This window comes from Bradyrhizobium sp. SZCCHNRI1029 (assembly GCF_032487555.1).
GTDB lineage: Bacteria > Pseudomonadota > Alphaproteobacteria > Rhizobiales > Xanthobacteraceae > Bradyrhizobium.
The window spans coordinates 280,653-303,666 of the sequence record NZ_JAUEUK010000002.1; the positions used below are offsets into that span (position 1 = coordinate 280,653).

Genomic DNA, 23,014 nt, shown 5'->3' on the forward strand with positions numbered 1-23,014 from the left:
CTGAAAATTGCGCCAGCGGCGACGCGATGGTAACGGCCGTGTGATCGACGTCCGGATCCAGGCCAGCATGAAGACCTACAAGATCGTCGTCTATGTCCCTGAAGCGGCGGGCGACGCCGTGCGCCGCGCGATGGGCGAGGCCGGCGCCGGCCGCATCGGCAATTACGACCACTGTTCGTTTACCGCGAAGGGCGTGGGCCGGTTTCGTCCGCTGGCAGGCGCCAACCCGGCCGTTGGCGCGGTCGGCCAGCTCGAGACGGTCGAGGAGGAGCGCATCGAGACCGTCTGCGCCGAGGACCGGCTGAAAGCCGTGCTACAGGCGATCCGCGCTGCGCATCCCTATGAGGAGCCGGCGATCGATGTCTACCCGATCGAGGTGGTTGCGTTGCGATCCGCCGACAGTGCTTGATCTCATTGAGGAGCCGTTCGACTTTGTTGCGTCCCTGGTCATTTCAGCGTCGATTTCGCGCTCGCTCCATTTGAGGTTCTCGGGCGCCCTTTGTGAGCTCAAGCAGGAGAGCCAGCTATCTTAGTTTGGCTTGTCAATCTGCCGCCTGATCTCGCCGATGAACGCCGCCAGATTCCGGTCGTCCGGCGTCATGATTGCGAGCCTTTCGGCGTAGCCCAGCGCCGCCCTTGCATCGCCTGTCGCGCGGCTGAGCGAAACCAGAGCGGACAGCACGTCCCTATCATTGGGATGGCTTTCCAGAGCTTCCTTTAGGACCGTCATTGCCTCGTCGGCTCGCCCGCCGGAATGCAGCGCCACCGCGTAGACATAGATATAGCGAGCGCGACCCGGTTCGAGTTCGGTTGCTCTGCGCAACTCGGCGAGCGCCTCGTCGTGCCGCTTCAGCCGGGTCAAGGTCAGGCCGAGTGCGTGATGCGCGGCCGCGTCGGTAGGTGATGCCGCAATTGCTCCGCGCAGAACGGTTTCTCCGTCGCCGTCGCGGCCAATTTGGCGATAGAGGTCGGCCAGATTGATGGCGGCCGCCGCATAGTGCGGGCTGAGCCTGAGGGCTGCCTTGTACTCGGTCTCTGCGTCCCCGATCTGTCCGCGCAAGGCCAGGAAGTTTGCCAGTGCGGTGCGGGCCTCGGGCCGTTCGGCATTGGCGCGCTGCGCCGTGATGAATTCGTGTGCCGCCTGATCGAAGCGTGCGCGATCGGGCAGCGGCTGGCTTGCGGTCGGAACGGAAGCGAGCAGGGAGGCGACCCTGATCCGCACGCCTCGCACGGGATCGGTGAGCAGCGGCGAAACCAGCGGCCAGATCTGGCCGGCGGGCACGTTTTCCAGCATGTCCAGCGCGCCGATCCGCACCATGGGATCGGGATCGACAAGGCCTGCCCGTGCGGTCGCAATGTTCGCCGGAGCGATGCGCGAGGCGAGTTCGCCGAGCGCGCTCGCACGCGCCACGGCCGGCGCGTTCCTGTCCGCGGCCAGAAGGCCAAGCAGCGCGGCGGCGTCGGCCTGGTCGCTGCGTGCTGCGCGGAACGCGGGCCCATAGGTCTGGAAGCCCTTTCGGTCGGACCCGAACCATTGCTCGATCGCGGCGGCGGCCCATTGCGCCGGCTTGTCGCTGTGGCAGTCGTTGCAGGCGTTCGGGGTTCCCAACGTGACCGAAAGATCGGGTCGCGGAACGCGGAAGGTGTGATCGTGACGCAGGTCGATCTGCATATAGGTGCGCGCCGGCATGTGGCACGACATGCAGGTCGGCGCCGGATCGGCGTCCGCGTGATGGCGATGCTTCGCATCGGCGTATTTTTCGGACGCATGGCATTGCAGGCAAACGCCTTCGCCGGAGACTCGGAGCTTTGCGCCGTGCGGCTCGTGACAATCGCTGCAGGTCACGCCGGCGGCAAACATCTTGCTCTGCTTGAACGGCGCATAGTTATAGGGCTCCTCCACATCGCGGATCTGGCCATCGGCATGATAGGTGGTCCGCGCCAGCGCCTCGACAATATGGGTCTGGGACAGCGATTGACCGGGTGTCCAGTCCTCGCTGAAGCCGGCACGGCGCGCGTGGCATAGCCCGCAGGTCTCGATCTCCTTTCGCAACGCGGCCGGCGCGGCTGAACGCGTCGCATTTCCGCTCCGCGGATCGATCGGCCAGGTGACGCCGCGCCGTTCGTCGAAACGGACAAGCAATCCCCTGCTCGGATCCTCGTGCTTGCCGAATGGCCACCAGCGTTGCTTGTCACGCGCCCAGGCGGCGTGGGCGGAGCCCTGACCGTGACAGGTCTCGCAACCGACGCTGATTTCCGCCCATGTCGTCGCGAAGCGATCCGTCGCGGCGTCGTAATGCTTGCGCACGCCGGTCGAGTGGCATTCCGCGCACATGAAGTTCCAGTTCTGGTTCAGCTTGGTCCAGTGCAGGACGTCGTCATGCTTGATCTCTTCTTCGGGATGGAGATGGAACCAGCGCTGGCCGCCTTTGTCCTTGGGCCGGCCGTCCCATGCGATCGGCAGCGCCTGGATGCGCCCATCTGGAAATTCGACGAGATATTGTTGCAGCGGATCGACACCGAACGTGTACTTCACCTCAAACACGGCAAGCTTGCCGTCGGGCCCGTCGGTTTCGATCATGAATTTTCCGCCATCGCGGAAGAGGCGGGAATGCACACCGAAGTAGTCGAAGCTCTTGTTGAAATCGCCGAGCACCGTCTTGTCGGTCGCGTGCGCCATCGCGGCCTTGTGCTGCGAAATATCCCATAATTTGGCTTCCGCCTGATGGCAGCCGGCGCAGCTTTCGCTGCCCACATAGGTGGCGACGAATGAGGCCTGCGCCGTGGAGGCCGGTCCGTCGGCCTTGAGGAGATGAAAAACCATGCCGACCACCAGCACGAGCGCGATCGTGACCGCTACTGCTATCCAGATCGCGCGCCTGGAGAAGGCCGTTTCGCCGGACGCAAGCCGATCCGCCGGCGCAGCCGGTGATGGGGCCGCGGCGGATCCCTTCCGCGGTCCCTTCGTGCCGGCTTTTGGCGGCCTGCGTGTCAACGCTTGTACCTCACGCCCCAAATTGGTGAGCTTGCGATCAAGCTGCTCCGTCGGTCATCTCCGCACATGCAGGAATGTCTGCCAAGGTTGCTTGACCTGCATCAAGGTGTGCCTCCCGGAGGGGCCGATAATGAGCTTTCCGATGGGAGGATGCCAAGATGAAATTATCAGTTGCCCTGACAGGGCTGTTGCTGGTGACGGGGTTCGTAGCCGCGAGCACCGAAAGGGCAAGTGCCGTGGTGTATTGTCAGTATGTCGAGTATCCCGTCGGCTGCGTCGTCAGGCCCGGCGTCGTGCTGCGGCCCCGCCCGGTGGCGCGCGCCGTGGTGGCCCCAGGCGTGCGCGTGCGGGGAACGCCGATGAATCGAGGCGGGCCGGTTAATCGCGTCGGCAGACGCTAGAATTATAGAATTATCGCTCTCCGCGAGCCGGTTGGGCCGGCCGAACGTCATTGCCCGCGCCGATGATCGCGGTTTGCGGGCAGGATCGTTCCGGCAGCGAGAAGCCGTGTCAATTGTGTCATTTGTCAATTGTCTCATCCAAAGGCAGTGATCATGAAGCGAATGAAGTTGGCTGCGTCGGTGCTGTCGTTGACGACGCTACTCGTGCTTCCAGCATTGGCCCAACAGTCGGCGCCGCCGAGTGCTGTGTTGCCGACCGAGCGATCGGTTCTGCCGATTCCTGAACCGAACCCTCCACACAGCACCGTATTCGATGCGCGCGATGCGCCGCCGCCGCCGCGGTTTGAAGTCAAGGCGCCGGCCGGTGCACCCAATGTACTGATCGTGCTCATTGACGACATGGGCTTCGGCCAGTCGAGCGCATTTGGCGGCCCGATCAGGATGCCGACGGTCGACCGCCTCGCCAACGAGGGTCTCCGCTACAACGAGTTTCACACCACGGCGCTTTGTTCGCCGACCCGCGCGGCGCTGCTCAGCGGCCGCAACCATCACATGAACAATTTTGGTTCGATCGCGGAAACCGCGACGTCCTTCCCGGGACAGACCGGTCAGCGTCCCAACAATGTCGCGTCCGTCGCGGAGATGCTGCGGTTGAACGGCTACAGCACGGCGCATTTCGGCAAAAATCACGAGACCGCGGCATGGGAGGTCAGTCCCTCCGGCCCGACCGACCGCTGGCCGACGCGCCAGGGCTTCGACAAGTTCTATGGCTTCATGGGCGGCGAAACCAATCAATGGGCGCCGCTGATCTACGATGGCATGACGCAGGTCGAGCCGTCGACGGACCCGAACTATCATTTCATGACCGACATGACCGACAAGGCGATCGACTGGATGCGGTCGGAGAAATCGCTGACGCCGGACAAGCCGTTCTTCATGTATTTTGCACCCGGCGCCACCCATGCCCCGCATCAGGTGCCCAAAGAATGGATCGCCAAGTACAAGGGCAAGTTCGATCAGGGCTGGGACAAGCTGCGTGAGGAGACGTTGGCGCGGCAGATCAAGCTCGGCGTGGTGCCACCCGATACCAAGCTCGCCCCGAAGCCGGACGCCATCCAGGACTGGGACAAGCTGAGCGCTGACGAGAAGAAGCTGTTCGTGCGCCAGATGGAAGTATTCGCCGGATTTGGCGAATACACCGACACCGAGATCGGCCGCCTGATCGACGCCATCAAGGCAACGGGCCAACTCGACAATACGTTGATCTTCTACATCGTCGGCGACAACGGCGCGAGCGCCGAAGGCGGCGCGAACGGCCTGTACAACGAGATGACCTATTTCAATGGAGTGCAGGAAACCGTCCAGGACGTCTTGAAGCACTATGACGAACTCGGCGGTCCCAACACCTACGGCCATTACGCGGCCGGCTGGGCGGTCGCTGGCGACACTCCGTTTACCTGGACCAAGCAAGTGGCCTCGAGCTATGGCGGCACCCGCAACGGCATGGTCGTCCATTGGCCGAAGGGGATCGCGGCGAAAGGTGAGCTTCGTCCGCAGTGGCATCACGTCATCGACATCGTGCCGACCATTCTCGAAGCAGCGAAGCTGCCTGAGCCCAAGAGCGTAAATGGAACGGTCCAGACTCCCATTGAAGGCGTAAGCATGGCCTACAGCTTTGCCGACGCCAAGGCGCCGAGCAGGCATGTGACGCAGTATTTCGAAATCTTCGGCAACCGCGCGATCTACAGCGACGGCTGGCTTGCCGGCACTGTGCACCGGGCGGCCTGGGAAACCAAGCCGCGGCGGCCGCTCCAGCAGGATATCTGGGAGCTTTACGATGCGCGATCGGACTTCAGCCTGAGCAACGATCTGGCTGCCAAAAATCCGGACAAGCTGAAGGAGATGCAGGAGCTGTTCCTGAAGGAAGCAGTGAAATACAACGTGCTGCCGCTCGACGACCGCACCCTGGAGCGCACCAACGCGGCGCTGGTCGGACGTCCCGACCTGATGGCCGGCCGCACCAGCCTGACGGTCTACGAAGGCATGATCGGGATGACGGAGAATGTCTTCATCAACCTGAAGAACCAATCGCACGCCATTACCGCCGATCTGGACATCCCGAAGGGCGGAGGCAATGGCGTCATCATCGCTCAGGCCGGACGGTTCGGTGGCTGGACCTTCTACCTGAAGGACGGAAAGCCGACCTACACGTATAATTTTCTCGGTCTGCAGCGATACACCGTAACCGCCAAGCAGGCTCTTCCGGCAGGCAAAGCCGCACTGCGCTTTGAGTTCGCTTATGACGGTGGCGGCCTGGGCAAGGGTGGCGTGGGTACGATCCTCGTGAACGGAAAGACCGTCGCGACCGGCCGGATCGAACGAACCCAATGCTGCTTCTACTCCGCGGACGAAGGCGCAGACGTCGGTGCCGATGAAGGCACACCTGTTACCGAGGCCTACAAGGTGCCGTTCAAGTTCACAGGGAAGATCGGCAAGGTGACGATCGATCTAGTGGGTATGAAGAAGGCCGACAATGAAGAAGCCGTCCAGGCCCGCAAGGCAGCGGCTTTGAAGAAAGGACTGTCCGATTGATGCGCTCTTCGTGCTCGCCAGGTCAGTGGTCGGTCCCTTGAGAAGGAGCGTGCAGTGCAAGTAGCCAATCTGGCGACGATCCTTCTGGCCTCAAGCTGAGGGGGGGCCGTCGGGCAGAATGCAAGCACCGTGGAGCCGAGGTTCTCGGGTGGAAGTTCCGGATCAAGACGCTTGAGAAAGATCTGACCGAGGGTACCCAGAAGTGGCATCGCTACGATCATGTCGGACGAGTTTTTCAACGTCTACGACAAGACCGGACGGGGGATGAGCGACTACAAGCCGTAGTCGTCGACGACAACTCAGGCATGCCGCCTGAAATGGGAGCGTGGGGGGACTACGATTGCAGCGCGATAGATCGGGACGCAGGTCCGGCTTCCTGCGATTGTGGCTGAGCGGCGTTTTCGCGTCCGCCGCGGTGGCTTCTTTTTCGCCTCTGGTCGCCCATGCCGATGAGAGCGGCATCTCGTTCTGGCTGCCGGGATTGTACGGCAGCCTCGCCGCAACGCCTGCCACGCCGGGCTGGTCGGTGGCTGCCATCTACTACCATACGAGCGTGGGTGCCTCAGGCGCGGCCGCGGCGTCGCGCGAGTTCCAGGTCGGACGATTTTCTCCAACCGTCAACATCGATCTCAATCTGGCTTTGCGCGGCCAGGCCGATCTGATGTTCATCGCGCCGACCTACACGTTTGCGACGCCGGTACTCGGCGGCCAGTTGTCGGCGACGCTGGCCAGCGTCTACGGCAGAAATTCCGCGAGCATCGCTGGTACGTTGACGACGGTTGCCGGTCCGATCGTCAGCACGCGCACCGGATTCCTCGAAGACGCACTCGTCTCTTACGGAGATCTCTATCCGACCGTGAAGCTGAAGTGGAATAACGGCGTCCACAACACCATGGTCTACGGCGCCGGCGATATTCCCGTCGGCGACTACAGTCGGAACCGGCTGGCCAACATCGGCATCGGTCACGGCGCCATCGACTTTGGCGGCGGCTACACTTATTTGAACCCGGTGACCGGCACGGAATTTTCGGCCGTCGGGGGCTTGACCTACAATTTCAAGAATCCCGATACCCGGTACCAGAGCGGCATCGATTTCCATCTCGACTGGGGCGTGTCGCAGTTCCTGTCGAAGCAGGTCTTCGTCGGTTTCGTTGGCTACGCCTATCAGCAGATTACCGACGACTTCGGTCAGCCCGCCGCTCTCGGCGGCTTCCGCTCGCGCGTCCTCGGCGTTGGCCCGCAGATCGGATATATTTTCCAGATCGGCAGCAATCAGGCGTTCCTGGGGCTGAAGGGATATGGCGAGTTCGACGCCGCCAACCGGCCGTCGGGCTGGAACACGTGGCTGACGTTCTCGATCTCGGAGGCCGCGCCCGCCGGCACGATTGCGCCGACTTGGCACAAAGTGTCGAAATAGAATAGAGAAGTATCGACCGCCCGCATTGGACTGAATTCCGGCATTGTCATATCGGGTGGTTCCGCGGCGGTCCAGCACGTCCGTCGCTTCGGATCAAAGCGGGATCGAGCGACCGTTACCTACTCCGGATTGATGAGCACGTGTCCTAGCATGCGGGAGCTTCGTTTCACGTTGCGCGGCTTTCGCGCGGTTTTGGTTGCAGCGCTGCTGGCGCTGTCGGCCCATGCGGCATTTGCCGGCGACTCCGCGCCGGCCGATCAGATCTCGGCGTTTCGGCTCGCGCATGGCGAAGGCCGCGTGACGCGCGACGCGACGCTCGACCGCATCGCGATGGAGCAAGCGCGCGCGATGGCCGACAAGGACGATCTCAGCCACGAGGTGCTCGGTCCCTTCACCCGCCGTGTGGCTCCGTCGAAGGCCGGCCGCGCGGCCGAGAACATCGCCTATGGCTACGACAATTTCGACAAGACGCTGGGGCAGTGGATCAACTCGGCGGGGCACCGCAAGAACCTGCTGCTTCCCAAGGCGACCAAGGTCGGCATCGCCAGCGCAAAGAACGCCAGCGGCAAGCGCACCTATTGGGCGATGGTGATCGCGGGCGACTACGAGACCGACAGGCCGAAGGGCGCTCCGAAGAGCAAGGCCAAGGCCGTCGTCGCGCAGGCCGCGACCCGATCCGCGAAAGGCGACGCCAAGCCGGCGACGCGCTGGGGCGCCAAGCCGCCGGCGTCCGCCTCCAAGGACTGCCACCTCAGCATCAAGGTGATCGGTCTCTGCATCTGAGTGCAGGGATCGGTGGGCCTCGGCTGGACGCCACGCCTGCCGCGCGATCACGGCGTTGTGCGAACAGCGCACGTTGTCGGGGTGAGCTTTATCAGATATACAATCAATGGTTGTCTTTTGGGCAGCCACTATTGTGAAGATTTTTCATCTCATTTTGTAAGGAGACCATCATGGCAGTCATTGAGCAGACCTCGGCCACCAGCACCAATCCGCAGACCGTCTCAGCGTCCTACCAATGGTCGCTCACGTCCTACGAGGAGCAGGGCAATCTGTGGCTCACGTGGAGCACGAACTCGCCGTTCCGCGCGCAGCAGGGGCAGATCTCCGTCTACAGCGGCAGCAGCTTCCCCTCCGATCCTCAGAAGGACCGCAAGGCCTGGTCGTGGGACAACGAGCACGGCGGCGGCTCGGGATGGGACACGGGCTTGCGCTACGGCTCCGACTGGCACTGCGCCTGGATCGCCGAGAAGAGCCCGAACGGGCCCTACGCCTACGTGGTCAAGCTCATCACCAAGGTCGCCTGAGCTGACGCGCGCAACCGTTAAAGGTGGGAGTCGCGAGCCCACGTGAGTGGCCGCGCTGAGACCTGTGCCTCAGCGCGGCTGCTTCTTCAGGTGCAGATAGCTGGGATCGAACTCGCCGATCGCGCATAGCCGCGTCCAGTCGTGCACCGTCAGCAGCCCGCTGCGGAAATCGACAGCGCGGCTGGCGCGCAGCTCGACCAGCGTGCGGTTGACCGTCGCGATCGCGATGCCCAGTGCCTCGCCGAGCTGCACCAGGCTGACCGGCAACTGCAACTGATCGTGCCGGACGTGGCCGAGCGCGCGGGCGCGATAGAACAGCTCGCAGAACATGTGCGCCATGCGCGCCGGCTTGCTCCGCGCGCTGTTGTTGGTGATGGCCTCGCGGAAGATCGACGCATCGATCAGCGTCTCGCGCCAGATCGCAAAGCCGAGCGTCGGCCGCCGGCTGATCGCGCGGGTCAGCTCCTTGTGCGCAACGCTCGCCACCACCGCCGGCCCGATCGCGCAGACGGCGTGATCCATGCAGTCGAGGAAGATCGACTGGGCGTCGGGCCAGTCACCGGGCATGTGAAAGGAGAGGTACTGCCGCTGCCCGCCGGACAGCAGGTGATAGCGCGCCACCCATCCGGAGATCACGACGACGGAACGGTCCGGCTCGTCGCCCTGGCGGATGAGGTCCTCCTGATCGGTGAGCTCGCGCAAAGCGGAGCTGAAATTCCGGATCTCGGCGATGTCCTCGCCGGACAGTTTCGAATGCTCCCTGAGCTTGTTGGTGACGATCCGGTCCGCATCCATGAAAATCCTACCGTCCGGGCGGTGTTGCGTATCAAATGAGACGACGGAGCCGGCGTTACCGACTAAGGTCGCCGTCAGCAGATGCGGTCGAAGGTTGCCGGTCGCCGCATCGGGAGAACAGCTGTGCCCCACATCGCGTTCCTCAACCGGCTCCGCCGATTGTTCGGTGGCGCGGGGCCGCATATCGAGACCATCGCAGCCGCCCTTGCCGACGGCCGCATCAAGCAGCCGGCTCATCCGATGTCGGATCAGGAGCTGTCGCGCGCCATCCGCGAGTTCCAGAGCCGGCCGGCGTCGGAGGAGGCCTTGAAGAAGCTCGCTGAGCGGCTGGAGGCCGCCAAGCCCGACGGCCCCCCGTGACGGCCCTCATGACGATTTGGCGGGATCCGGCTCCAGCAGGAACAGCATCAGCCGCACCAGTTCGTCCTCGAGCTCGCGTGTGCCGACGAGGCGATGTTCGCGCATGACGGCAGCCCGGATCGGGCCCAGCGCAGCGCGGACCAGGATGAAGCGGCGCGCGGCCGGCATCGCCTCGATCCGCAATCCCACCGTCGCGATCAGCCGTTCGGTCATGCGGTCCACCATCTCGTGCAGCGCCTTCTGCAGCTCCGCGTCGTTGCCCAACAGACCGATAAGATAGCGCCGCACACGGTGACGGCCGGCGAAAGGGGGCGAAGCCCTGGCGCACCGCCGCGCGCACGATCGCCTCGCGTCCAAGCCCGCGATGCGCCTCCAGCGCCTCCCCGAACTCGGCCTCCTGTCGAGCGAACTCGCGCAGCACCAGCGCACGCAACAGTGAGGTCTTGTCCCTGAAATAGCTATAGAGCGTGCCGATCGAGAAGCCCGCGCGCTCGGCGATGGCGTTCGTGCTCAGGCCCTTGCCGCCGCCGCTCTGCAGAAGTTGAGCGGTTGCCTCGAAGATCACGTCGAGGGTCTGCCGCGTGCGCTTCTGCACCGGGGTTTTTCGAAGCATTTCAGGAGCTTGCTGCACGGTCTGGACCTCGGCTGGCGGACGGGCGAAATCGAGTAGGCGTTGCTGCCGGCTCGGGTTAGATCAGAGCCCGCATGCGGGCGGCCGGACAATGAGTGGATGTGCTCCGGACCGAGCCTGCTTGCGCCGGGCTGAACCTCATTTGAACGAAGGACTGATTGCCATGCTGCGCGTCGCATTCCCGTTTGTCACATTCGTCGCCGTCTCCCAATGTCTTCTGTCGCAGGCCGCGCTGGCCGGCAACCGCGCCGCCGCCGACAGCTGTGCCGCCAAGCTGTCGCCCGTGGCGAAGCAGATCTACGACGTCGCAGCTCCTGCCATCGGCCCGGACAGCGTCGTCAAGGATGTGATCGTGGAGCGTGTCAGGCCGCTGGTGATGGCCGGCAAGTTCGATCGCGACACCGCCCGCGCCAACGCCACGCCGGCCGGCGAATGCCTGGTGCTGCTCAAGTAGGTCGCGCCGCGCCCCGAAAGGTTTGGAGGCTGCGACAGGACATCACGCCGCAGCCTCCCGGCGCGGCGGTGTCCGGAGCAACCCGGCTTGGCAAGTTCAGCCGACTCGCGCATCACTCGCTGATGCTGGACCTTCTCTCCCGTCACTGGGTGGCCGGTGCCGTGTTCATGGCCGCAGCGCTGCTGGCGCTGGTACCGCTGCTGGCGGCCGACTGGCCGCTCGCGCTGCTGCTGATCTTCCTGCATTCGCCGGGCTACATGATCCACCAGGTCGAGGAGCACACCGGCGACCGCTTCCGCAGCTTCGTCAACAACGTGATGTTCGGCGGCCGCGAGGCGCTGACCACGATCGACGTGCTCTGGGTCAATTGCGGCGCGGTCTGGGGCATCGACCTGATTGCGCTCTATGTCGCCTGGATCGCCGGCCCGGCCTGGGCGCTGGTCGCGCCCTATCTGATGCTCGTCAACTCGCTCGGCCATATCGGCCCGGCGCTGCGCTTCCGTGGCTACAATCCCGGCCTCGTCACCGGCATCGTGCTGTTCATTCCGCTCGGCCTCGTGACGGTCCTCACCATCCCGGCGACGGCTGCCCAGCACGCCCTCGGCTTCGGCCTGTCGCTGCTGCTGCACGTCATCATCGCGGCCAACGCCATCCGGCGCGCGTCGCATGTCCGCGCCGCAGCCTGAGCGCGCGGCCTCATTCGCCGGGAACGAGCTGGACAGCGCGTGCCGACTGCGTCTGACGCCGCAAGCGCCGCCGCGACAGATAGAGCAGCGTGCCCGTGACGGCGAACAGCGGCATCAGCGCGGCGGCGAGCATGAAGGCGAGCTGGCCGGGCCAGCCGAGAATGCTGCCGCGGTGGATATCCAGGATGCGGGCGAGCACGCGCTCGCCGGCGGTCTTGTCGGCGTAGCGCTCGGCCGCGAGCAGCCGGCCCGTCGCGCCGTCGATACGGAATTCGTCGCGCCGGCCGTCATGCGCCTCGCTCGGCCAGGCGCGCACGCGCACCGCCGCGCCGGCGCCCGCCGGCAAGGTGAGCTGCATCACCGCGAAGCGATCCCCGATCTGCTCACGCAACGTGGACCAGACCAGATCGAGCGCGACAGGCTTTGCTTCCGCAGACCCGGAGCGACCCTCGCGCGGAGTCTTGCCCGGCATCGGCGCTCCTGATGTCGCCGGCGCGAGCAGCCAGGTCAGGCCGTCCTTGTACCAGGCATAGGAATAGGACAGCCCGGTCAGCGCGATCACCAGATACACCGGCAGCACCCATGTGCCGATCACGCTGTGCAGCGAGCGGTGCAGGCCGCGTCCGCTCAGTCCGAGCTGCGGCTTCAGCCAGAGTGCTGCGCTGCTCGCCCGGCGCGGCCAGCGCAGCACGAGGCCCGTGATCAGCAGCACGACGAGTCCGAGCACCGCGGCGCCGGTGATCTGGCGGCCGGCGCCGTTGCCGTCGCCCGGCAGCAGCAGCCAGCGATGCAGCCTCCGCACGGTGGCGAAGAACGCCTCGCCGCGGGGCTCACCGAGCACGCGGCCGTCATAGGGATCGACCAGCAGCGAGAGGGGCCGGCCGCCATCCTCATTGCGCGCGAAGCGGACGCGCACGGCCGCCAGGGGATCGCGCGACAGCGTGATCGCCGAGACCTTGCCGAGTGCCGGATCAGCCTGCAGCCGCGCCACCAGCTCGGCGGGCGAAAGCGGCGCTTCCGTACGCGGCGCGACGTGGGACATTTTGGCGTTGAGACCGGCCTGGATCTCGTCCTCGAAACCCATGATCGCGCCGGTGATGCCCAAGAGGGAGAGGATCAGCGCGGCCGCAAGACCCAGGACAGAGTGGATCTGCAGCAGCGCCGGTTTGATGCGGAAGGACGTCACGCACGCTTCTCCTTGGCTCAGAACTTCACCGTCGCCGACAGCGACACCCGCCTCGCATCGCCGACCGCGACGGTCAGCACGCTGTTGGCCGAGGGGTAGTAGACGTTGTCGAACAGGTTCTTGACGTTGAGCTGGTAGATCACCGGCAGGTTATGGTGCTTGGTCTCGTAGCTCGCGAACACGTCGGCGACGACGTAGGGCGGCAGCACGAAGCTGTTGGCGGCATCGCCGGCCCGGTCGCCGACATAGCGCGCGCCGCCGCCGAGCCTGAGCTGGCCGGGCAGCGCCGTGCCGAAATCGTAGACGAGGTAGAGCGAGGCGGTGTTGAGCGCGACGTTCTGCAGGCGGTTGCCGCGATAGACCGGGTCGTCCGTGACCCTGGCATCGGTGTAGCCGTAGCTTCCGATCATGGTCCAGTGCTCGGCGATCTTGCCGGTGACGTCGACCTCGGCGCCGCGCGAGCGCACCTTGCCGGCGGTGGTGTATTCGACGACGTTGCTGGCATTGGTCTGCGACACCAGCACGTTCTGCTTGTCGATGTCGTAGACCGCGACGGTGCCGGACAGCCTCTTGTCGAGATCGAACTTGAAACCGGTCTCCCACGCCGTGCCTTGCTCGGGCGCGATGTTGGAGCCGAGCACCACGCCGCCCGTGAGCGGGGCGATGGTCGAGTTCGGCTTCAGGCTCTTGGTGTAGCTGGCGTAGAGCGACACCTGCTCGTTGAGCTTGAGGATGGCGCCGCCGAGCGGCAGCACGGTGTCGGCGGCGACGTTGGTATTGGCCTTGAACGGCCGGCCGCGGCCGGCGATCTGCTCGTAGTCCATGTAGCGCACGCCGCCGACGAAGGAGAGCTTTTCGGTGAGATGCAGCGTGTCCTGCACGAACAGCGAATACTGGCCGAGCTTGTCGGTCTGGTCGCTGTCGCTGGCCGAGACCAGCGTGCCGGGTTGGATCAGCCCGTAGACCGGGGTGTAGACATTGAACACGCTCGTGACCTTGTCGCGGATCAGGTCCTGGCGATAGATCGTGCGATATTGCGCGTCGCCGCCGAACAGCACCTCGTTGCGCAGGCCGCCGAGCCAGAAGGCGCCCTGGATGTAGGACGTGCCGTAGCTGACCCGGCTCAGCGAGCCCCAGGTGCCGTCGTTGCTGCGGGTCTCCTTGCCCTTCGCATCGATCGCGGTGATGCGCAGCTGGTTGGCGCTGGAGCTCTCGGTGTTGTAGCTGTAGGCCGCGGTGAGCTTCCAATCGTCGTTGAGCTTCTGCTCGACCGAGGCCTGGACCAGGTCGGACTGCCCCCATGTGTTGTTGAAGGGCTCGTCGAGCCGCCGCGTCGCGGGGATCGCGAGCGGCGCGCCATTTATGAAGGCGGTGCCGCGATCGAACGGGGTGATGAACTCGCGATGCTCGTAGTTGAGCTGGACCGTGGTCGTGTCGCCGTACCAGGCGAGCGACGGCGCCACCAGCATCTCGCGGTGGCGGCCGAAATTGCGCCAGTAATCCTCGCTGACGCCGTAGCCGATGAAGCGATAGGCGAGGCCGCCGTCGCCGATCGGGCCGGTGACGTCGATCGTGCCGTCGACGCCGGTCCGGTTGTTGGCATAGGCCGAGCCGAGCAGGGTGACCGAGCCGTGCTGATAAAGCTCGGGGCGCTTGCTGATGGTGTTGACGATGCCGCCGGGATCCATGATGCCGTAGAGCAGCGAGGCCGGGCCCTTCAGCACCTCGACGCTCTCCACGGCCGCATTGAGGCTGCGGCTCTGCACCAGCGGCAGGCCGTTGCGCATGATCGAGCCGTCGCGGTTGTCGCCGAAGCCGCGCCGCATCACCGCGTCCTGCGTGCCGGCGAGCGTGTTGGCCTGGGTGACGCCGCTGATATTGGCGAGCGCGTCGTCGATGTTGCGCGGCAACTGGTCTCTGATCACCTGTTCGGGCACGACATTGACGGATTGCGCGGTGTCGAGCGGCGAGGCGCCGCTGCGCAGCGTGGTCGCGCTCGGCATGGCGCGGTAGTTGAGCTTGGCGGCGTCGAGGACTACGGCCTCGGCCGCGGCGCGTTCCGCGCGTGTCGGCATCGGCGGCGGCATCGCGCGTCGTGATGGCAGCGCACGCGCCTGGCGCTGCGGCGCGCTGGCGGCGCTCGCAGGCTTGCGCTTCGGCGCCGGCACGTCGACCGTCACCGGCGGCAGCGTCGCCTGCGCAAACACGGGAGAGGGGGACCAGAGGAGGTCTGCGGTCAGAGCACTCACGAGCGCAATCGCGCCACGCATGCCGGTACGAGCGCGCGCATCGCGCCGGCCTTCACACTTCGTCATCGTCTACTGCACTTCCACGTCGCACCGTTCGAGGGAACGGTCAGCTCGATGCGACGTCTAGCAACGCAGTGCAGCGAAAGACACAACGCGCCGGATTGAATTGCTCTAAGCCATGCGGTGTTGAATTGTTCTAATTGGTTCGGAGATGCGCAGGTCGCGGCGTCTTTGCGGCATTGCGCATTTGATGATCACGATCGACGCGGAGTGATTCATGATCGTGCACGATATGATGCGCGATAAGCGCCCCACCCAAGCTGCGGACGGAGCGCTGCTGGTCTCGTTTTCCGGGACTGCGTGCCGAGGACTCTCAACGCTTGGGACCGGTCGTTGATGCGGGCGCGCCCCCGAGCCTATTGTGCGGCGGTGAGTTCCAGCTCGGCCGGCTTGCCTGGTCCGATCAGCGGAATGTCCAGCGTGATGCGCGTGCCCTGCTGCGGCTGGCTGTCGAGCTCGATGCGGCCGCCGAGTGTGGATGCCACGAGGTTGAAGGCGATGTGCAGGCCGAGGCCGGCATTGCCCTTCTCGCGGCGCGTGGTGAAGAACGGGTCGAACACCCGCCCGCGAACCTGGTCGCGCATGCCGACGCCCTGATCGGCGCAGACGATGCGCACCGAATCATCGCCGGGCTGTGCGACCTCCACGGTGAAGACGCCGCTGATGTCGCCGGGATAGGCATGCGTCGCCGCATTGAAGGCGAGGATGCTGATGACCTGTCCGAGCGCGCCGGGATAGCTCGTGAGCACGATGCCCTCCGGGCAGGAGAGCACGACCGTCAGGCCCTGGCGCACCAGCAGCGGGCGGAGCTTGGCGATGTGATCGGTCATCCAGCTCTGCAGCTCGAAGGTCTGCAGCGCCTCGTTGGCCTGGTCGACGGCGACCTGCTTGAAGCTGTGTACCATCTCGGAGGCGCGGTGCAGGCTCTGCGTCGTCAAGTGCAGGCCCTGCTGCAGCCGAGCGACGCCCCTCGCCAGATCCGAGCGCCGCACCGGGCCGCCGCCAAGCATGCGCGCGATCGCCTCGACGTCGTCTTCCATCGCCGTCGACGTGGTCAGCGCCAGCCCGAGCGGGGTTGAGACCTCGTGGCCGACGCCGGCGACGAGCTGGCCGAGCGAGGCCAGCTTCTCCGCCTGCACCAGATGGGCCTGCGTGGCATGCAGATCGCGCAGCGAGGCCTCGGAGCGCTCCTTCTCCCGCTGCAGCGCCTCGGCGGTGCGGAACTGCTTGCGCGCCTGGTACTCGCGCGCGCCGACGGCATAGAGCGAGAGCAGGCAGGCATTGCCGACCAGCGAATGATCGATGAAGCGCAGGCCGGGCGGCAGTGGCTCGGTCGCGAGACTCTCGGCCACCGCCAGCGCGCTCCAGCTCGTTGCGCAGAAGATCGCGTAGGAGCCGGTGCGCAACGGCAGCATGGTGGATACGAACAGGATGACGATGATCATGCCGGCCGCGGAGTAAGTGAAGCCCGACGGCAGCACCCAGTAGATCGTCGGCAGCACGCAACCGGGGATCACGCAATAGACCAGGTGAATCGGCTCGGCCCATCGGCGCGCCGGCGTCGACAGCAAAGCCGTCAGCGGCAGCAGCACCAGCGCGGCGGTGCCGCCGCGGATCGCGAGCGTGGTCGGCACGATCTCGGGATAGAGCACCCAGTCCCACAGCGTGTAGCCGGCAAAGGTGAGGGCGCCGAGCAGCATCGCGATCTGCGTCCAGCCGGTGCTGCCGCGGACATAATGGTCGACGAAACGCCGCTCCTCGACGGCATCCTCGAAACGCAGCCCCAGCCGCTCCAGCAATCCCAACATTATGCCACCGCAATCGAAAAACGATCCCCCGCCGCGGAGTGAGAGCCTCGGCGGGAGGGCAGACATACACGAGATGATCTGTTTGAGAAAACGACGGGAGATCGCATCCGCCGCCCGCGGCACGCAGAGCGCTATGAGAACTGTTCCAATTCTCGCCGTGCGGCATGTCTCCGCCCAGCCGAACGGAGCCGATCAGTGCTGCAGCATTTGCGCTCGACTTTCGTCAGGCTGCGCAGAGCCGCCGAGGACTCATGGCGCCGCATGACCCTCGACAACGACGTCCTTGCCGTAGCGGCCCTTCGTTCGGAACATCACCTTGTCGCCGTCGAAGCTGAGCCGCCAATTGCGCTCCTCGCCCTGGCCAATGAACTGGGCGTCGATCACGAAGGTCGTGGCGTCGATCCAGCTGCCCTTCATGGCCCGGTAGGTGAAGGGCTGCCAGGGATGGGGCGGCGCGGTCTTGCGATAGAGGCCATCGAGGCCGATCGGGCTCTGCAGATGCACCGTGCCTCCGGCGCGGTCCCGCGAGGGGATGTCCCAGGTGACCTGCGGTTCCGGTCCCGTGAGGTCCAGCTTGATCGTGTTGATGCCGAGCGGGCCGGGCGGGAAGCTGTAGGTCTTGCCCGAGATGGAAGCCGCCATCTCCGGCACGGCTCCGACCGGGCCTCGGGTTTCCGTCGCGACCTCGCGGACATCAGCGGCGAGCGCGGCTGCCGCTTCCGGCGCCGCAGGCAGGGCGCTGTCAGATGTCACAGTCGCCGAAATGGTGTTGGCGAGCTTGCGGAATGGACAGAACTCGCGCGCGGTCATCACCGCCACGATGTCGCGGTCGGGCAGTACCATGATGACCTGGCAGTGGTAGCCGACCGCCATGAACACGTGTTTGTCCGGCAGGGCCCAGAACTGATCGGCGTAGGAGAGCCCCGGATCGAACTTCGCATTCATGCTGACGGTGGCGTGGTTGACGGCTTCGATCCAGTCCGGCGGCAGCAATTGCTGCTCGCCCCAGCGGCCGCGCCGCAGATAGAGGTAGCCGATCTTCGCCATGTCGCGCGGCTTCAGCGCCAGCCCGAAACCGCCGGCGGAAATTCCCTGGGCATCCTTGAACCAGGCGTGCTCGGTGATCCCGAGCGGCCCAAACAGCCTCTCCTTGGCGAAGTCCTCCGCGCTCTTGCCGGTGAGCTTCGTGACGATCGCGGAGAGCAGATGGGAGTTGCCGCTGTTGTAGTAGAACATCTCGCCGGGCGCTTGCGCCATCGGCCGGTCAAGGATGTACTGCACCCAATCCGGGCTCCGGCCCATCTCGTAGAGGGATGTCTCGGCGCCGCCGCTATAACCCTCGTCCCAGTCGAACCCGGAGGTCATGTTGAGCAGGTGCTGCACCGTGAGCGCCTGCTTGCGCGCGTCGACATTGTCGATCTTGCGATCCTTGAAGAAGTCGAGCACCGGATGATCGAGACTGTCGAGCACGCCGTCCTTGAGCAGCATCGCAATCAGCGTCGAGACCACGGCTTTGGTCGAGGAATTGATGATGTGCGGCTCGTCGGCGTTGTACGGCGCGTAGCTGGCATCGAGCACGATGCGGCCATGGCGCGTGATTAGCAGGCTGTCGAACCTCATCGCCTTACCGGAAGCGACGAGTTTTGCGAGGGCCGCCGAATCCATCCCTTCGTCCTCAGGCGTGGCGGTCGCCCAGTCGGATTGAGGAAAGCGGGCGAGGCTCAAGTCCTCGGCGAAGGCTGCGCTGGAGAAGAGCCGGGCCACCAGCAGCGCCGAGAACAACCAAAGTCCGGTCTTGAGACGCGCCATGTCGAATGTCTCCGATGAGCGACTTTCAGGTTATGGTATCAGAGGACCGCAATCCATCAAAGATTGTGTGATAACCGGCGCGCACGTCGAAGAGCCGGCCCATTGCTCGGGCGTAGATTGAGATGAGGATTGAAGTGACCATGCAGGCCGGCATACTTCGACGTTTTCATGACGTTTTTCTTGGTGTTGCATTTGCCGTCGCGGCTCTGCTCACGGTCCTGGCGCGACCTGCTTCGGCCGAAGGCGAACGCGTGATCGCGGTGCCCGAGCTGCATGCGATGACGCCCGAGGCGGGAGATGATGCCGCCCTTCTGACGAGCGCGTTACGCGCGCGATTCCACGCAATGCCGTCGCTCCGGGTCGTCGAAGAGCCTGTCCCGATGGCAAGCCCAGGTCATCCGGATATTCTGCTGCCGCAATTCGAGAAATCGCGAGATCTGCACTTTGATCTCGTGCTGGTCGGCAATGCCGCGCTCCTCAGCGATGGCCGTCACAAAGTTTCGCTTCGGATTTGGAACGTCGAGAAGCAAACTCAACTCCTCGGGCAACAATACGTGTTTCGCGCATACCCCGGCCACGAGCAGGAGATTGCCAATGTAATCGGCGATGCGCTGGTCTCAGCCCTGTCGCAATAGGACTGGTGCTCATTCCGCCCAATACGCCCGCAGCACGGCCGCGATGCTCTGCGGCCGCTCGACGATGCTCCAGTGGCCGGCGTCCGGCTCGACATGAAGCCGCGCGCCGTGCGCTTGCGCGAACCGGCTGAGCGTGTCGAGCGGCACGAACGGATCCTGTGTGCCCGAGATCACCAGTCCACGCCGCGGCAGCTGTTCGAGCCGCGCGATCCAGTCGCCCTTGAAGCACAGCCCGTCGGCGGAGCGATACAGCGCGAGGATCGCCCGGCGCATCGGAGCCTGCCATGCCGTGGCTTCGCGCGCCGCCAGCTCCGATGGCAATCCGCTCTGCCGGAACATCCGTGCCATGGCAGCTTGCGACGACACCGCCATGAAGATCTCGCCGAGCACGGGCGTATTCCAGATCCGCGCGATGCGATGTCCCCGATAGTCCGGATCGAGCGCACCGCCGGCCACCGCCCAGGACCGCACCAACTCCGGCCGCAGCGATGCGGCCCGCAGCACCAGCAGCGCGCCCCAATCATGCCCGACCAGGTCGAGCGGCCCGACCGCCGCATGCTGTGCTTCCATCAGCGCGACCAGCCAGTCGGCGTAGGCATCCTTGGTGCAGGCGAAGCCGGCAGGAGCCTCGTCACGGAAGCCGGGTAGGGAGGGGATGGCAACGGTCTCGCCGATGGCGGCGATCAGCGGGCCCCAGATTGCAGGCGTGTCCGGCACGCCGTGGACGAAGATGCGGTTTGTCATAAGGTCATGTTACCACACGCTCGATCTTCGTATTCGACGAAATTCCCTCTTTCCTTTTTTCAGAAAACGTGCTTCTCTACGTCATCCCGCCTCATCGAAGAGGGGCGTACGCGTCGTCACGATACGTGGAGTGCGGGGAGCGATGGCCGTGAGGCGCCGGTGGACGACCGGCGTTTTGCGGACGGCGAAGTCGTGTGGTCCTGGCCTCCCGATGCTGAGGTCAAGTTCGTGCCGTTGCGTGAAGCCGCGGCGCGGACGATGGGGGCAAGAAAGCCCGGTCCCCAGGGAGAGCGCGAAGTAAGCCGTAAAGCCGTTGCGCAGGGAAGGCCGGGATGTCCTGGCCGATCCTGTGGTTCCTGCCCCGTGCATTTTCTATCGCACGGGGGCCGCGGGTGTCGGCAGACGCCCGGTCTTCCCTGCACCCTCTGATGGAAGAGGGTTCGATGCCGGTGAACAACTCGGGCACGGATGTGTCGCGGGAGCGTGAAATGCGTGCTGGTGCAGATGCCGACAACCACACCCTCACCGTCATCCCGGACAAGCGCGCGGTCACGCGTGCGCCGATCCGGGATCCATAACCCCAGGGAGATCTGCGAGGCACGATGGCCGCTCCAACTCGCCCGGCCAAATCCGCCGCGGCGTATGGATCCCGGGTCGGCGTCCACCAACGCTGGCGCGTTGGCGGCCTTGCCCGGGATGACACTATTTATAGGGAGAGCGGCGCGGGCCCGCCTCAATACGTCACCCCTCCTGACCATTATTCGGCGTTGCGAGACCCTCCCATTCCCAGTAAAAGCGCTGTCGAGGGCACTTCGGCAACAAACCGTCAACGGTTTTGCCGCACCATTTTCGTGTCTTCGCAAAGGGTTTGGCAATGCTGATTCGCAGCGCAGAGATCGAGGCCATCGCCGGGGCAGACGCCCGGTCGATCGCGCTCGCCTCGCTGCCGGCTCGCGGCCTGACCGGCGCGCTCGAGCTTCTGCTTCTTAGCTGCCCCTGAGGGCCGGCTGGGCGGGATGCGCCTGGGCACTCAGGGGGCTGCTTCGACACCGAACACCCTTCAGCGCCCAATGTTCAGAGACCCTGACAGCCAAGCGCACCACCTTCTGAATCCGAGGAATAGCCAATGTCCAATCCCGTTCAGTCCGACAAGGACCGCGTCGTCATTTTCGACACCACCCTGCGCGATGGCGAGCAGTGCCCCGGCGCCACCATGACGTTCGAGGAGAAGCTCAACATCGCGGCGATGCTGGACGACATGGGCGTCGACATCATCGAGGCCGGCTTTCCGATCGCCTCCGACGGCGACTTCGAGGCCGTCAACGAGATCGCCAAGCGCTCGAAGAACGCGGTGATCTGCGGCCTGTCGCGCGCCGGCGCCAAGGACATCGACCGCTGCGCCGAGGCGATCCGTCCCGCCAGGCGCGGCCGCATCCACACCTTCCTGTCCACCTCGCCGGTGCACATGAAGTACAAGCTGCAGATGGACCCGCAGCAGGTCTATGAGCTGGTCGTCTCCTCGGTGACGCGGGCGCGCAACCATACCGACGACGTCGAATGGTCGTCGGAGGACGGCACCCGCACCGAGTTCGACTTCCTGTGCCGCTGCGTCGAAGCCGCGATCAAGGCCGGCGCCACCACCATCAACATTCCGGACACCGTCGGCTACGCGGTGCCGGAAGAGTACTATGACCTGTTCAAGCGTGTGCGCGAGAGCGTGCCGAACTCCGACAAGGCGGTGTTCTCGGTCCACTGCCACAACGACCTGGGCATGGCGGTCGCCAACTCGATGGCCGGCGTGCGCGCCGGCGCCCGCCAGATCGAATGCACCATCAACGGCATCGGCGAGCGCGCCGGCAATGCGGCCCTGGAAGAGGTCGTGATGGCGATGCGCGTGCGCAACGACAAGCTGCCGTACTGGAACAAGATCGACACCACGCAGCTCACCCACGCCTCCAAGGTGGTCTCGGCCGCGACCTCGTTCCCGGTGCAGTACAACAAGGCCATCGTCGGCCGCAATGCGTTCGCGCATGAGAGCGGCATCCATCAGGACGGCATGCTGAAGAACGCGCAGACCTACGAGATCATGCTGCCGGAGACGGTCGGCGTGAAGCAGACCTCGCTGGTGATGGGCAAGCATTCCGGCCGCCATGCCTTCATCCACAAGCTGGAGGAGATGGGCCACAAGCTGGCGGGCAACCAGGTCGAGGACGCCTTCGTCCGCTTCAAGGCTTTGGCCGACCGCAAGAAGCACATCTATGACGAGGACATCGAGGCGCTGATCGACGAGGGCATGGTGAGCGCCCATGACCGCATCAAGCTGCTGTCGCTGTCGGTGATTGCCGGCACCCGCGGCCCGCAGCGCGCCACCATGAAGCTCGACGTCGACGGCGTGACCAAGATCGAGGAGAGCGAGGGCAACGGGCCGGTCGATGCCGTCTTCAACTGCATCAAGTCGCTGGTGCCGCACGAGGCCAAGCTGGAATTGTACCAGGTCCATGCCGTGACCGAGGGCACCGATGCGCAGGCTGAGGTCTCGGTGCGGCTGTCGCAGGACGGCCGCTCGATGACCGCGCGCGCGGCGGATCCGGATACGCTGGTGGCATCTGCGAAGGCCTATCTGGGGGCGCTCAACAAGCTGGTCATGAAGCGCCAGCGCGACGTGGCGCAGGGCGCGGGCGCCTCGGCCGCGGCAGCGAGCTGAGTTCACGATCGTCGGTTGGGGCCGAACCTTGCTTCGTCATTCCGGGGCGACGCGCAGCGTCGAACCCGGAATCCCGAGCTTGGCTTGCGCCCGCGCCAATAACCTTCGGATTCCGGGCTCAGCCGCTTGCGCGGCTGCCCCGGAATGACAGTCATCACCATTTTTGCGCTGCGGCATGGGA

Annotated in this window: 22 protein-coding genes and 1 pseudogene; 13 read left to right on the plus strand and 10 right to left on the minus strand. The window is 65.0% G+C overall.

All coding sequences use genetic code 11. The annotated features are described in order from the left end of the window. The first annotated feature begins 67 nt into the window (after positions 1 to 67). Positions 68 to 409: a YqfO family protein gene (locus QW861_RS06900; protein WP_315713316.1), complete on the plus strand. Its 342-nt coding sequence runs from the start codon at positions 68 to 70 to the stop codon at positions 407 to 409. 120 nt (positions 410 to 529) lie between these two features. Here QW861_RS06900 and QW861_RS06905 read toward each other — a convergent pair whose 3' ends face one another. Continuing rightward, positions 530 to 2,824 carry a tetratricopeptide repeat protein gene (locus tag QW861_RS06905; RefSeq protein WP_315752758.1) on the minus strand — a complete coding sequence of 765 codons (2,295 nt, stop codon included), beginning with the start codon at positions 2,822 to 2,824 and terminating at the stop codon, positions 530 to 532. Positions 2,825 to 3,153: 329 nt separating this feature from the next. Here QW861_RS06905 and QW861_RS06910 point away from each other — a divergent pair, with 329 nt between their 5' ends. Beyond that, on the plus strand, positions 3,154 to 3,396 hold the full coding sequence (locus QW861_RS06910) for a hypothetical protein (protein WP_315713314.1): 243 nt from the start codon (positions 3,154 to 3,156) through the stop codon (positions 3,394 to 3,396). A gap of 134 nt (positions 3,397 to 3,530) precedes the next feature. Here the strand turns inward: QW861_RS06910 and QW861_RS06915 are convergent, their stop codons facing one another. After that, positions 3,531 to 3,788, minus strand: coding sequence for a hypothetical protein (locus QW861_RS06915; protein ID WP_315752759.1), 258 nt, complete (start codon positions 3,786 to 3,788; stop codon positions 3,531 to 3,533). Between QW861_RS06915 and QW861_RS06920 the strand changes: the two genes are divergently transcribed. The 4 genes from QW861_RS06920 to QW861_RS06935 all read left to right on the plus strand — a co-directional run bounded on the left by QW861_RS06920 (position 3,781) and on the right by QW861_RS06935 (position 8,712). Further along, entirely contained in the window at positions 3,781 to 5,988 is a 2,208-nt protein-coding gene (locus QW861_RS06920) for an arylsulfatase (protein ID WP_316169780.1), read from the plus strand. The genes QW861_RS06915 and QW861_RS06920 overlap by 8 nt on opposite strands. A gap of 415 nt (positions 5,989 to 6,403) precedes the next feature. Next, positions 6,404 to 7,405, plus strand: a complete 1,002-nt coding sequence (locus QW861_RS06925; protein ID WP_316169779.1) for a transporter — start codon at positions 6,404 to 6,406, stop codon at positions 7,403 to 7,405. Positions 7,406 to 7,555: 150 nt separating this feature from the next. Next, on the plus strand, positions 7,556 to 8,188 hold the full coding sequence (locus QW861_RS06930; protein ID WP_315825222.1) for a CAP domain-containing protein: 633 nt from the start codon (positions 7,556 to 7,558) through the stop codon (positions 8,186 to 8,188). Positions 8,189 to 8,358: 170 nt separating this feature from the next. Further along, entirely contained in the window at positions 8,359 to 8,712 is a 354-nt protein-coding gene (locus tag QW861_RS06935; RefSeq protein WP_316192854.1) for a hypothetical protein, read from the plus strand. A 69-nt stretch (positions 8,713 to 8,781) separates the two neighbouring features. Here QW861_RS06935 and QW861_RS06940 read toward each other — a convergent pair whose 3' ends face one another. Next, the gene (locus QW861_RS06940) at positions 8,782 to 9,507 is read right to left on the minus strand and encodes a Crp/Fnr family transcriptional regulator (RefSeq protein WP_315713303.1); all 726 of its coding nucleotides are present in this window, start codon (positions 9,505 to 9,507) and stop codon (positions 8,782 to 8,784) included. A 123-nt stretch (positions 9,508 to 9,630) separates the two neighbouring features. On the opposite strand from QW861_RS06940, the gene QW861_RS06945 reads away from it, so the two are divergent. Then, entirely contained in the window at positions 9,631 to 9,867 is a 237-nt protein-coding gene (locus tag QW861_RS06945; protein WP_315713301.1) for a hypothetical protein, read from the plus strand. Between the two features lie 6 nt (positions 9,868 to 9,873). Here QW861_RS06945 and QW861_RS06950 read toward each other — a convergent pair whose 3' ends face one another. Then, a complete protein-coding gene (locus QW861_RS06950; protein WP_316192952.1) occupies positions 9,874 to 10,155 on the minus strand; it encodes a hypothetical protein in 282 nt (93 codons plus the stop codon). Between the two features lie 193 nt (positions 10,156 to 10,348). Beyond that, positions 10,349 to 10,480 (minus strand): annotated as a pseudogene (locus QW861_RS06955) (TetR/AcrR family transcriptional regulator); the annotation flags it as partial. 181 nt (positions 10,481 to 10,661) lie between these two features. On the opposite strand from QW861_RS06955, the gene QW861_RS06960 reads away from it, so the two are divergent. Both QW861_RS06960 and QW861_RS06965 read left to right on the plus strand, forming a co-directional pair. Further along, positions 10,662 to 10,952: a hypothetical protein gene (locus QW861_RS06960; RefSeq protein ID WP_315713297.1), complete on the plus strand. Its 291-nt coding sequence runs from the start codon at positions 10,662 to 10,664 to the stop codon at positions 10,950 to 10,952. A 122-nt stretch (positions 10,953 to 11,074) separates the two neighbouring features. After that, complete coding sequence (locus QW861_RS06965) at positions 11,075 to 11,638, plus strand: HXXEE domain-containing protein (RefSeq protein ID WP_315713647.1); 564 nt, start codon at positions 11,075 to 11,077, stop codon at positions 11,636 to 11,638. Between the two features lie 10 nt (positions 11,639 to 11,648). Here the strand turns inward: QW861_RS06965 and QW861_RS06970 are convergent, their stop codons facing one another. The 4 genes from QW861_RS06970 to QW861_RS06985 all read right to left on the minus strand — a co-directional run bounded on the left by QW861_RS06970 (position 11,649) and on the right by QW861_RS06985 (position 18,750). Further along, positions 11,649 to 12,824 (minus strand): PepSY-associated TM helix domain-containing protein, encoded by a 1,176-nt coding sequence (locus QW861_RS06970; RefSeq protein WP_316192855.1) that lies wholly within the window; start codon positions 12,822 to 12,824, stop codon positions 11,649 to 11,651. 17 nt (positions 12,825 to 12,841) lie between these two features. Continuing rightward, positions 12,842 to 15,139 carry a TonB-dependent siderophore receptor gene (locus QW861_RS06975; protein ID WP_316192856.1) on the minus strand — a complete coding sequence of 766 codons (2,298 nt, stop codon included), beginning with the start codon at positions 15,137 to 15,139 and terminating at the stop codon, positions 12,842 to 12,844. Between the two features lie 350 nt (positions 15,140 to 15,489). After that, complete coding sequence (locus QW861_RS06980; protein WP_316192857.1) at positions 15,490 to 16,941, minus strand: HAMP domain-containing sensor histidine kinase; 1,452 nt, start codon at positions 16,939 to 16,941, stop codon at positions 15,490 to 15,492. 249 nt (positions 16,942 to 17,190) lie between these two features. Continuing rightward, positions 17,191 to 18,750, minus strand: coding sequence for a serine hydrolase (locus QW861_RS06985; protein ID WP_316192858.1), 1,560 nt, complete (start codon positions 18,748 to 18,750; stop codon positions 17,191 to 17,193). A 134-nt stretch (positions 18,751 to 18,884) separates the two neighbouring features. Between QW861_RS06985 and QW861_RS06990 the strand changes: the two genes are divergently transcribed. Then, entirely contained in the window at positions 18,885 to 19,385 is a 501-nt protein-coding gene (locus QW861_RS06990; protein ID WP_409998671.1) for a hypothetical protein, read from the plus strand. A 9-nt stretch (positions 19,386 to 19,394) separates the two neighbouring features. Here QW861_RS06990 and QW861_RS06995 read toward each other — a convergent pair whose 3' ends face one another. Continuing rightward, positions 19,395 to 20,129: an alpha/beta fold hydrolase gene (locus QW861_RS06995; protein WP_316192859.1), complete on the minus strand. Its 735-nt coding sequence runs from the start codon at positions 20,127 to 20,129 to the stop codon at positions 19,395 to 19,397. Between the two features lie 332 nt (positions 20,130 to 20,461). Here QW861_RS06995 and QW861_RS07000 point away from each other — a divergent pair, with 332 nt between their 5' ends. The 3 genes from QW861_RS07000 (at position 20,462) to QW861_RS07010 (ending at position 22,833) form a co-directional block, all read left to right on the plus strand. Next, positions 20,462 to 20,707 (plus strand): hypothetical protein, encoded by a 246-nt coding sequence (locus QW861_RS07000; RefSeq protein ID WP_315778629.1) that lies wholly within the window; start codon positions 20,462 to 20,464, stop codon positions 20,705 to 20,707. 296 nt (positions 20,708 to 21,003) lie between these two features. Continuing rightward, on the plus strand, positions 21,004 to 21,129 hold the full coding sequence (locus QW861_RS07005) for a hypothetical protein (protein WP_316192860.1): 126 nt from the start codon (positions 21,004 to 21,006) through the stop codon (positions 21,127 to 21,129). A gap of 126 nt (positions 21,130 to 21,255) precedes the next feature. Beyond that, complete coding sequence (locus QW861_RS07010; RefSeq protein WP_316192861.1) at positions 21,256 to 22,833, plus strand: 2-isopropylmalate synthase; 1,578 nt, start codon at positions 21,256 to 21,258, stop codon at positions 22,831 to 22,833. The last annotated feature ends 181 nt before the right edge of the window (positions 22,834 to 23,014 follow it).

Bases quoted from the DNA above. Each gene is read 5' to 3' on its own strand.
- QW861_RS06930 (WP_315825222.1), top strand. From the start codon at position 7,556: ATGCGGGAGCTTCGTTTCACGTTGCGCGGCTTTCGCGCGGTTTTGGTT.
- QW861_RS06960 (WP_315713297.1), top strand. From the start codon at position 10,662: ATGCTGCGCGTCGCATTCCCGTTTGTCACATTCGTCGCCGTCTCCCAA.
- QW861_RS06980 (WP_316192857.1), bottom strand. From the start codon at position 16,941: ATGTTGGGATTGCTGGAGCGGCTGGGGCTGCGTTTCGAGGATGCCGTC.
- QW861_RS06900 (WP_315713316.1), top strand. From the start codon at position 68: ATGAAGACCTACAAGATCGTCGTCTATGTCCCTGAAGCGGCGGGCGAC.
- QW861_RS07005 (WP_316192860.1), top strand. From the start codon at position 21,004: ATGCTGATTCGCAGCGCAGAGATCGAGGCCATCGCCGGGGCAGACGCC.
- QW861_RS07000 (WP_315778629.1), top strand. From the start codon at position 20,462: ATGTCCTGGCCGATCCTGTGGTTCCTGCCCCGTGCATTTTCTATCGCA.
- QW861_RS06910 (WP_315713314.1), top strand. From the start codon at position 3,154: ATGAAATTATCAGTTGCCCTGACAGGGCTGTTGCTGGTGACGGGGTTC.
- QW861_RS06965 (WP_315713647.1), top strand. From the start codon at position 11,075: ATGCTGGACCTTCTCTCCCGTCACTGGGTGGCCGGTGCCGTGTTCATG.
- QW861_RS07010 (WP_316192861.1), top strand. From the start codon at position 21,256: ATGTCCAATCCCGTTCAGTCCGACAAGGACCGCGTCGTCATTTTCGAC.
- QW861_RS06985 (WP_316192858.1), bottom strand. From the start codon at position 18,750: ATGGCGCGTCTCAAGACCGGACTTTGGTTGTTCTCGGCGCTGCTGGTG.
- QW861_RS06975 (WP_316192856.1), bottom strand. From the start codon at position 15,139: ATGACGAAGTGTGAAGGCCGGCGCGATGCGCGCGCTCGTACCGGCATG.
- QW861_RS06940 (WP_315713303.1), bottom strand. From the start codon at position 9,507: ATGGATGCGGACCGGATCGTCACCAACAAGCTCAGGGAGCATTCGAAA.
- QW861_RS06935 (WP_316192854.1), top strand. From the start codon at position 8,359: ATGGCAGTCATTGAGCAGACCTCGGCCACCAGCACCAATCCGCAGACC.
- QW861_RS06995 (WP_316192859.1), bottom strand. From the start codon at position 20,129: ATGACAAACCGCATCTTCGTCCACGGCGTGCCGGACACGCCTGCAATC.
- QW861_RS06905 (WP_315752758.1), bottom strand. From the start codon at position 2,824: ATGGTTTTTCATCTCCTCAAGGCCGACGGACCGGCCTCCACGGCGCAG.
- QW861_RS06915 (WP_315752759.1), bottom strand. From the start codon at position 3,788: ATGAGCACGATCAGTACATTGGGTGCACCGGCCGGCGCCTTGACTTCA.